The organism is Escherichia sp. E1130, assembly GCF_005781065.1.
Taxonomy (GTDB): Bacteria; Pseudomonadota; Gammaproteobacteria; order Enterobacterales; family Enterobacteriaceae; genus Escherichia.
The window spans coordinates 166,399-175,018 of the sequence record NZ_VATL01000003.1 but is presented as its reverse complement, the minus strand read 5'-3'; the positions used below and the strand labels follow the sequence as shown (position 1 = coordinate 175,018).

Below are 8,620 nucleotides of genomic sequence, written 5' to 3'. Positions count from 1 at the left end.
AATGGCAGGATTATTTCAATTCGGGTAAGTCGTTGTATAAGCCCTGTTTAATTCCCGCTAATGGAATAAGGTTATTAACCGCAGCGGCATAATTCACTGCGGCGACCCAGCCATCATAATTGGCATTTATTTCAGCCGATTGCGCCTGAAAGACATCTTGCTCGACGGTTAATAGATCATTCAGGCTGCGTTTACCCAATTTATATTCATTTTGGTACACATCTCTCGTTTTGTGCGCACTTTCAGATTGCGCTAACCCAGCCTCTTCACGACCCCGTGCGCCAGTCCAGTTGGCATACGCCACCGACGCTCGTTGAAGCACGTCTAGTTTTGCCTGCTCAACCTGCGAAGCAGAGATTTTTTGTTGCCCTTCGGCCTGTTGCACCTGGGCTGAAACCGCGCCGCCCTGATACAGCGGCGCGTTGACGTTCAGTTGTAACTGATCATCCCAATACGAGCGGTCGCTGGTCTGGTAGCGCGTTTTGCCGCCCTGAATACTGAGCGTAGGCCAGTATTGCGATTTGGTTTTCTCCACGCCGTACTGGGCAGACTGGCGTAAGTTTTCTGCCGCCAGTACCAGCGGGATGGACTGATAGTCGATATTTTTTAGCGACACTGGCTGTTCGGCTAATGCGGCTGGCGGCGAAGCTATCGCCTCCGGCTGTACGCCTGTGAGCACCGCCAGCTGTGCTTTGGCGCTTGTCATCTGTGCCTGATATTGTTCCAGCGTCGAGCGCATTCCCGCTATACGCGTTTGCGCCTGTAACTCATCGGATGATGAATTAAGCCCAGCGTTGGCGCGTAGTGCGGCCATGTTGTAGACGTTTTCCAGAGAGTGAATGTTACGTTGCGCTGCGTCGCACAAAGCCTGATAACGACTGACTTCCATATAGGTCGTCGCCGTCTTTTCGGCTACGTCGGTTAAGGTTGCCATCAATTTAAAGCGGTAGCTGTCACGAGCGGCAGTTTGCAGTTTGATATCGTTACTGGTTTTACCAAAGTCATACACCAGCTGCGTCAGGGTTATGCCATAAGAAACGTTGTTATCCAGCCTGCCGCTGGAGTCCGTTTGCCGGGAAGGCCCCGCATTACCCGTTAAACCGATGTGCGGATACCAGGCGCTTTTGGCTTCATCGATTTGCGCTTCACCAATACCTATCTGCGCCGCCTGTTGGGTGACGTCGGGGTTTCGCGCAAAGGCACGCAATATGCTTTCCTGTAACGATAAACTGGCAACCGGCGTAACCGCAGGAGCATTGGCCCATTGCGGTAATGGCGCAGCAAGCGCGTCTCCACCCATCACAATAAAACTGATTAAAAATATCAGACCTTTATTTTTACGGTTTTTTAATTGTAATCGCGCCATAGATAAGTCACTTCCTTCCAGGTCATTATTTTAACTGATCTTTATAACCAGCATCATTTTATTTAAGAAGGGTAATAACTTGTGCATCTCTTTTGTTTTTACTTCCCCCATTAAAAGAAATGCAGTGAAAAAGCTTATACGTTATTTATTAAGAATACACTACGACTTTTAGTTTACCATCATCCTCGTTAAGAATAATCCACGATAAGAAGTGATAGAAATCACAGTTTTATCGTCTATATATCTTTTTGGTGTGAATTATTTATTAAAAGCATAAGCAAGGGATTAAATTAAGGATAAAAAATAAAAGCGCAGTGCAGAAAGCACTGCGCACAAGAAGGTTTATACCGTTTTATTCCGTTTCATTACCATTGCCACAATAAGGCTTAGTAATAGTGCGCCTATAATCCACATCAGCGCACTGCTGCCCTGGGACCACAGGCTGTAAATAAAACCGATGATCACCAACAACATAACCAGCGTGCCAACGATGAGGATTGGCAACGAGGCGTGGATATCATGACGCAGGCGGATAGCGACCATAAACACCGCCAGGTAACAGACCAAAAAAGTGGCACTGGCGACGCTGGCGAGCGAGCCTAAATTCAACGCCGCCGTCATCAGCATGATCAACACCACCACGATGATGTTGCCCCATGTGCTCTGCCGCCACAGGGATTTATTCATTAGCTTCGGCAGTTCATGCTCGCTGCCCATGTTGTCCATGATATTAAATACCGCGAACAGGTTAGCGTTAATGGCTGAAGCCGTCGCCAGTAAAGCGCCGATCACCACAATCACATACCCCACATGCCCGAGCAGCGGAGAAGCGGCCTGCGCTACCGCGGTATCGGCATATTTTTCTAACTCTAATGCCGAAACATCGCTAAGCAGTACCAGCGCTAGTGCGATGTAAAGCAGCGTAGTAACGCCAATCGCCACCAGAAACGCCCGTGGCATAATGACCGCCGGATCTTTCACTTTATCCGCTGCGTTCGCCATCATGCCAAAGCCCGCGTAGGCAAGGAAGGTAATCCCGATACAAGAGAAGAACGCGCCGGAAGTGGGGGGCGCGGAGACAGAAATGTGCGCAGGTTGTAGCGACCAGACACCCGCAATGATCAACAACAACAGGATCATCATTTTGATGCCAACAAGGATAACTTCCAGTCGACCTACCGCGTGGTTGCTTAAAGAGTTGAAGAGAGTCATCAGCGCAATGATAGCCAGCGCGTACAGCAAAATAAGATGCTCATCCTGGCTGCCTTCATGCAGAAACTGCACGGCATAAGCACCAAATGCGCGGGCAACCATAGCAATACTCACCGCCAGCGTCATCAGGTAAAGCAAGGATAATGCCAGTGAAAAGACGCCGTTCCCTAATCCCCGGCGAAAGAAGTCAATAATCCCGCCATTACTGGGATAACTCGCCCCAAGTCGCGCATAGGCATAACCGGAAAACATCGCCACTATGCCGCCAAAGGCAAAGGCGACCCAGGTTGAGGCTTCCATTAACAACGCCGCCTGCCCCAGCAGGGCAAAGATCCCTGCCCCCACCATTGCCCCGATGCCAATGGAAACGACGTTCCATAGCCCGAGGGGTTTGTTACCGTTATCACCTTCCGCGTTCATCATGATCAGCCCTTAAACACGTTATAGCCGAGTTGGTTAGCAACAGATGCCACCATTTTCTGACCCCGAACACTATTACCGTCTTCATCCAGCGGCGGGGAGAACGCGGCAATCCCCATCACGCCAGGTACTACCGCCAGAATGCCGCCGCCAACGCCGCTTTTTCCTGGCAAACCAACGCGATACGCCCAGTCACCGGAGCGACCATACAGCCCTTCCATCATCATTTCGGCCAGAATGTATGGCACGTTGTCGGCCTGCAGAATACGTTTTTGACTTAGCGGATTAACCCCGCCCGCCGCCAGCGTCGCGCCAAGCGTCGCCAGTTCCACGGTATTGATGAGCGTGGAACATTGGCGAGTGTAGACATCACAGGCTTCCATCGCATCGCAATAGAGATATCCGGCGGAGTACAGCAGCCAGGCAATAGCGCGGTTATGGAAGTTGGTTGTTTGTTCCGACTGGTTGACTTCGTCAGAGAGCGCGACTTGTTCTCCTGCAAGCTGTTGTTGAATATGTAAAATTCGCTGCCAGCGTTGTTCTGCATTCTCGGCTTTAATCAGACTGACGGCGGCGATAGCCCCCGCATTAACCAGCGGTGATAACGGTTTGCCACCATGAAGCTCTAAGGCAATGACCGAGTTAAAGGGAAGTCCGGTGGGATCTGCGCCAATTTTATCCTGTACAGCCTGCGGGCCGACATCTTCTAACGCGAGGGCTAGCGTACAGACTTTGGAGATGGATTCCAGCGCAAAGCGGTAATCACTGTCACCGGCACTATAGATATTGCCATCGCAGGTTACGATAGCGACGCTCGCCAGTTGACTGGGTACATTCGCCAGAAAGGGGATGTAGTCGGCGTTTTGTCCGCCGCTAAGTGAGTGAAATTGGGTGTACGCCTGATCCACTGCTTGTTGTAGTTTGTTTGCATCTAACATCTTTTGTTAACTCCTTTTTATAGATGCGGGAGGTATTTCCTCACCCCGATGCCAGTTTTCAGGCATCCTGATTTAACTTAGCACCCGTACTTTAGATAAAGGAAAACAAAGAGATAAATGTCTAATTCTGATGCTAATTGCGCCAATTGTTTAATCTCTGCCGACTTTTCATTTCGCTGATAAATAATTTCTTGACCTTCCCCTTGCTGGAAGGTTTACCCTTTATCACAGTCAGTCAACACTGTCTTAAAGGAGTACGTTATGTCACAAACTATCGACCTGATCCTGGACGGCCTGTCCTGCGGTCACTGCGTTAAACGCGTGAAAGAAAGTCTCGAACAGCGCCCGGACGTTGAGCAGGCGGATGTGTCTGTCACTGAAGCACACGTTACCGGCACTGCCAGTGCAGAACAGCTGATCGAAACCATCAAACAAGCGGGTTATGACGCATCTGTAAGCCACCCAAAGGCTAAACCGCTGGCGGAGTCATCAATCCCGTCGGAAGCACTGACAGCGGTTTCTGATGAGCTTCCGGCAGCGACCGCCGATGACGATGACAGCCAGCAGTTGCTGCTGAGCGGCATGAGCTGCGCCAGCTGTGTCACCCGCGTACAAAATGCGCTGCAAAGCGTACCGGGCGTCACCCAGGCACGGGTAAACCTGGCGGAGCGTACTGCGCTGGTGATGGGCAGTGCCTCCCCACAAGATTTAGTCCAGGCGGTGGAGAAAGCAGGTTACGGCGCAGAGGCAATTGAAGATGACGCTAAACGTCGTGAGCGCCAGCAAGAAACCGCCATCGCTACAATGAAGCGCTTCCGCTGGCAGGCGATTGTCGCCCTGGCGGTGGGTATCCCGGTGATGGTCTGGGGGATGATCGGCGATAACATGATGGTCACCGCTGACAACCGCAGCCTGTGGTTAGTTATCGGTCTGATAACCCTGGCGGTGATGATTTTTGCCGGTGGGCATTTTTACCGCAGCGCATGGAAAAGCCTGCGCAACGGTGCGGCGACGATGGATACGCTGGTGGCGCTGGGTACGGGCGTGGCGTGGCTCTATTCAATGAGCGTCAACCTGTGGCCGCAGTGGTTCCCGATGGAAGCGCGACATCTTTATTACGAAGCCAGCGCGATGATTATCGGTCTGATCAATCTCGGTCATATGCTGGAAGCGCGCGCACGTCAGCGTTCTTCAAAGGCGCTGGAGAAGTTACTCGATTTAACGCCGCCAACGGCGCGCCTGGTTACTGACGAAGGTGAAAAAAGCGTGCCGCTGGCGGAAGTTCAGCCAGGCATGCTACTGCGCCTGACGACGGGCGACCGCGTGCCGGTAGATGGTGAAATTACCCAGGGCGAAGCGTGGCTGGATGAAGCGATGCTGACGGGCGAACCTATCCCGCAGCAAAAGGGCGAAGGCGATAGCGTCCATGCCGGGACAGTGGTTCAGGACGGTAGCGTGCTGTTTCGCGCCAGTGCGGTTGGCAGCCATACCACGCTGTCACGGATTATTCGTATGGTGCGCCAGGCCCAGAGCAGCAAGCCAGAAATCGGCCAGCTGGCGGATAAAATCTCTGCCGTATTTGTGCCTGTAGTGGTGGTTATTGCGCTGATCAGTGCGGCAATCTGGTATTTCTTTGGTCCGGCACCGCAGATTGTCTATACCCTGGTGATCGCCACCACGGTGCTGATTATCGCCTGTCCGTGTGCGCTGGGGCTGGCGACGCCGATGTCGATTATTTCCGGCGTCGGGCGGGCGGCTGAGTTTGGTGTGCTGGTGCGGGACGCCGACGCACTGCAACGCGCCAGTACGCTTGATACCGTCGTGTTCGATAAAACCGGGACGCTGACCGAAGGGAAGCCGCAGGTTGTCGCGGTAAAAACATTTGCTGATGTTGATGAAGCGCAGGCATTGCGTCTGGCGGCGGCGCTGGAGCAAGGTTCCAGCCATCCGCTGGCACGAGCGATCCTCGATAAAGCAGGCGATATGCAGCTACCGCAGGTCAACGGTTTCCGCACATTGCGCGGGCTGGGCGTGAGCGGTGAAGCAGAAGGTCATGCGTTATTGCTGGGTAATCAGGCGTTGCTAAATGACCAGCAAGTCGATACTAAAGCGATTGAAGCAGATATTTCAGCTCAGGCATCGCAAGGCGCAACGCCTGTGCTGCTGGCGGTTGACGGGAAAGCGGTGGCCTTACTGGCAGTACGCGATCCGTTGCGTAATGATAGCGTGGCGGCGCTGCAACGTCTGCATAAAGCGGGATATCGTCTGGTGATGTTGACCGGGGATAACCCAACCACCGCCAAAGCAATCGCCAAAGAAGCTGGAATTGATGAAGTGATTGCCGGGGTGCTGCCGGACGGCAAAGCCGAAGCGATCAAACGTCTGCAAAGTGAAGGACGTCAGGTGGCAATGGTGGGCGACGGCATTAACGACGCGCCAGCGCTGGCCCAGGCGGATGTCGGTATTGCGATGGGGGGCGGCAGTGATGTTGCCATTGAAACCGCGGCGATTACCCTGATGCGCCATAGCCTGATGGGTGTTGCGGATGCGCTCGCGATTTCCCGTGCAACGCTGCGCAACATGAAGCAGAACCTGCTCGGCGCATTTATCTACAACAGTATCGGTATTCCGGTCGCCGCCGGTATTTTGTGGCCATTCACTGGAACACTGCTTAACCCGGTAGTTGCCGGAGCGGCAATGGCGCTCTCGTCGATTACCGTAGTGAGTAACGCCAACCGATTGCTGCGGTTTAAACCGAAGGAATGATTGGTATTTACTTAATGCGTTTGTGAGATCCAGTTCTTGTTGCGCTCCTTTTATGAGTAATGCCATATAAAGTGACTGGCGCAGGGAGCGCGCAGGGGGCGGCCAATCGCCGCCGCCCCCTGCACCCCCGGGCTCTGGCGAACAAAATCGCCGCTGCGCGGTACCCTCAGCTTATCCCTTGCGGCTACCGGGTCGGGCGCGAGGTAACATCCCTGTAAAACGCGCCCTCAGCCCACATCCATGTGGGCTGCCCCGGCCTTCAGGGAACGCCTCGGCGATTTTGACGCCACCAACACCCGTGCAGTCTTTCGTTTCAAAGCAAAAACAATTTTTCGATCATATTTAAGCTACCACTGAACAAGCCTCATAACTCTATTTGCGCCATCCCTCCCCGCGCGCTAGCATGATATTTCACAAAGGGAGGTCGTATGGATCTGTTGTACCGGGTAAAAACGCTTTGGGCCGCGCTGCGCGGTAATCATTACACCTGGCCTGCCATCGATATAACCCTCCCCGGCAATCGCCATTTTCATCTGATTGGCAGTATTCATATGGGGAGTCACGATATGGCTCCCCTGCCCCCCCGTTTGCTCAAAAAGCTCAAAAACGCCGATGCGCTGATCGTCGAGGCGGATGTTTCCACCAGCGATACCCCATTCGCCAATTTGCCCGCCTGCGAGGCGCTGGAAGAGCGTATCAGCGAGGAGCAATTGCAAAACCTGCAACATATCAGCCAGGAGATGGGCATTTCCCCTTCGCTGTTTTCTACCCAACCGTTGTGGCAAATCGCGATGGTTCTCCAGGCGACGCAGGCGCAAAAGCTGGGGCTGCGGGCAGAATACGGTATCGATTACCAGCTATTGCAGGCGGCGAAGCAACAACATAAACCCGTGATTGAACTGGAAGGGGCAGAAAACCAGATTGCCATGTTGCTCCAGCTCCCTGACAAAGGACTGGCGCTGCTGGACGATACGCTGACCCACTGGCATACCAACGCACGGTTGCTGCAACAAATGATGAGCTGGTGGCTGAATGCACCGCCACAAAATAATGAAATAACGCTGCCGAATACGTTCAGCCAGTCGCTGTACGATGTACTGATGCACCAGAGAAATCTCGCCTGGCGGGATAAACTGCATGCCATGCCGCCAGGGCGCTATGTGGTCGCGGTCGGTGCTTTACATCTGTATGGAGAAGGAAATTTGCCGCAAATGTTGCGCTAAAAAAATGGCCAATATCGCTATTGGCCCGTCAAAGAGGAATTTCATATTTTTATTATTATGCCGTCGCTTTAAACGACGGTGTAAGTCGATTGTCGCTCAATCTCACCATCCTGCCAATACTCTTAGGCAAGATGGCACTTTTTTTTGGACCACCATCAGGCGTATGCTTGCTTCGTTTTTTTGTTTAAGGCAGGAAAATTACGATGACACCGGCAGTTAAATTACTCGAAAAAAACAAAATTTCTTTTCAGGTTCATACCTACGAACACGATCCGGCAGAAACCAATTTTGGCGATGAAGTCGTCAAAAAATTAGGTTTGAATCCGGATCAGGTCTACAAAACGCTGCTGGTCGCAGTGAATGGCGATATGAAACACCTTGCCGTGGCCGTCACGCCAGTCGCAGGTCAATTAGATCTCAAAAAAGTAGCAAAGGCGCTGGGTGCCAAGAAAGTAGAGATGGCCGATCCGATGGTCGCGCAGCGTTCAACGGGATATCTGGTTGGGGGAATTAGCCCATTAGGGCAGAAAAAACGTCTGCCGACGATTATCGACGCCCCCGCACAAGAATTTGCCACTATTTATGTTTCCGGCGGTAAACGCGGGCTGGATATCGAACTGGCGGCAGGCGACTTGGCGAAGATCCTCGATGCTAAATTTGCTGATATCGCCCGTCGCGATTAAGCATTGTGCCGG

6 protein-coding genes are annotated in these 8,620 nt (G+C 52.7%); 3 read left to right on the top strand and 3 right to left on the bottom strand.

Annotation, left to right across the window (positions count from 1 at the left end; genetic code table 11):
• Positions 1–10 precede the first annotated feature (10 nt).
• The 3 genes from FEK66_RS02365 to glsA all read right to left on the bottom strand — a co-directional run bounded on the left by FEK66_RS02365 (position 11) and on the right by glsA (position 3,936).
• Positions 11–1,366, bottom strand: a complete 1,356-nt coding sequence (locus FEK66_RS02365) for a TolC family outer membrane protein (RefSeq protein WP_135490905.1) — start codon at positions 1,364–1,366, stop codon at positions 11–13.
• A 342-nt stretch (positions 1,367–1,708) separates the two neighbouring features.
• Complete coding sequence (locus FEK66_RS02360) at positions 1,709–3,001, bottom strand: APC family permease (RefSeq protein ID WP_130206329.1); 1,293 nt, start codon at positions 2,999–3,001, stop codon at positions 1,709–1,711.
• 2 nt (positions 3,002–3,003) lie between these two features.
• The gene (gene glsA, locus FEK66_RS02355; protein ID WP_130215511.1) at positions 3,004–3,936 is read right to left on the bottom strand and encodes a glutaminase A; all 933 of its coding nucleotides are present in this window, start codon (positions 3,934–3,936) and stop codon (positions 3,004–3,006) included.
• Between the two features lie 261 nt (positions 3,937–4,197).
• Here glsA and copA point away from each other — a divergent pair, with 261 nt between their 5' ends.
• The 3 genes from copA (at position 4,198) to ybaK (ending at position 8,608) form a co-directional block, all read left to right on the top strand.
• The gene (gene copA / locus FEK66_RS02350; protein ID WP_135490904.1) at positions 4,198–6,702 is read left to right on the top strand and encodes a copper-exporting P-type ATPase CopA; all 2,505 of its coding nucleotides are present in this window, start codon (positions 4,198–4,200) and stop codon (positions 6,700–6,702) included.
• A gap of 428 nt (positions 6,703–7,130) precedes the next feature.
• Entirely contained in the window at positions 7,131–7,925 is a 795-nt protein-coding gene (locus tag FEK66_RS02340; protein WP_138211400.1) for a TraB/GumN family protein, read from the top strand.
• Between the two features lie 203 nt (positions 7,926–8,128).
• On the top strand, positions 8,129–8,608 hold the full coding sequence (gene ybaK, locus FEK66_RS02335) for a Cys-tRNA(Pro)/Cys-tRNA(Cys) deacylase YbaK (protein WP_130260288.1): 480 nt from the start codon (positions 8,129–8,131) through the stop codon (positions 8,606–8,608).
• Positions 8,609–8,620 lie beyond the last annotated feature (12 nt).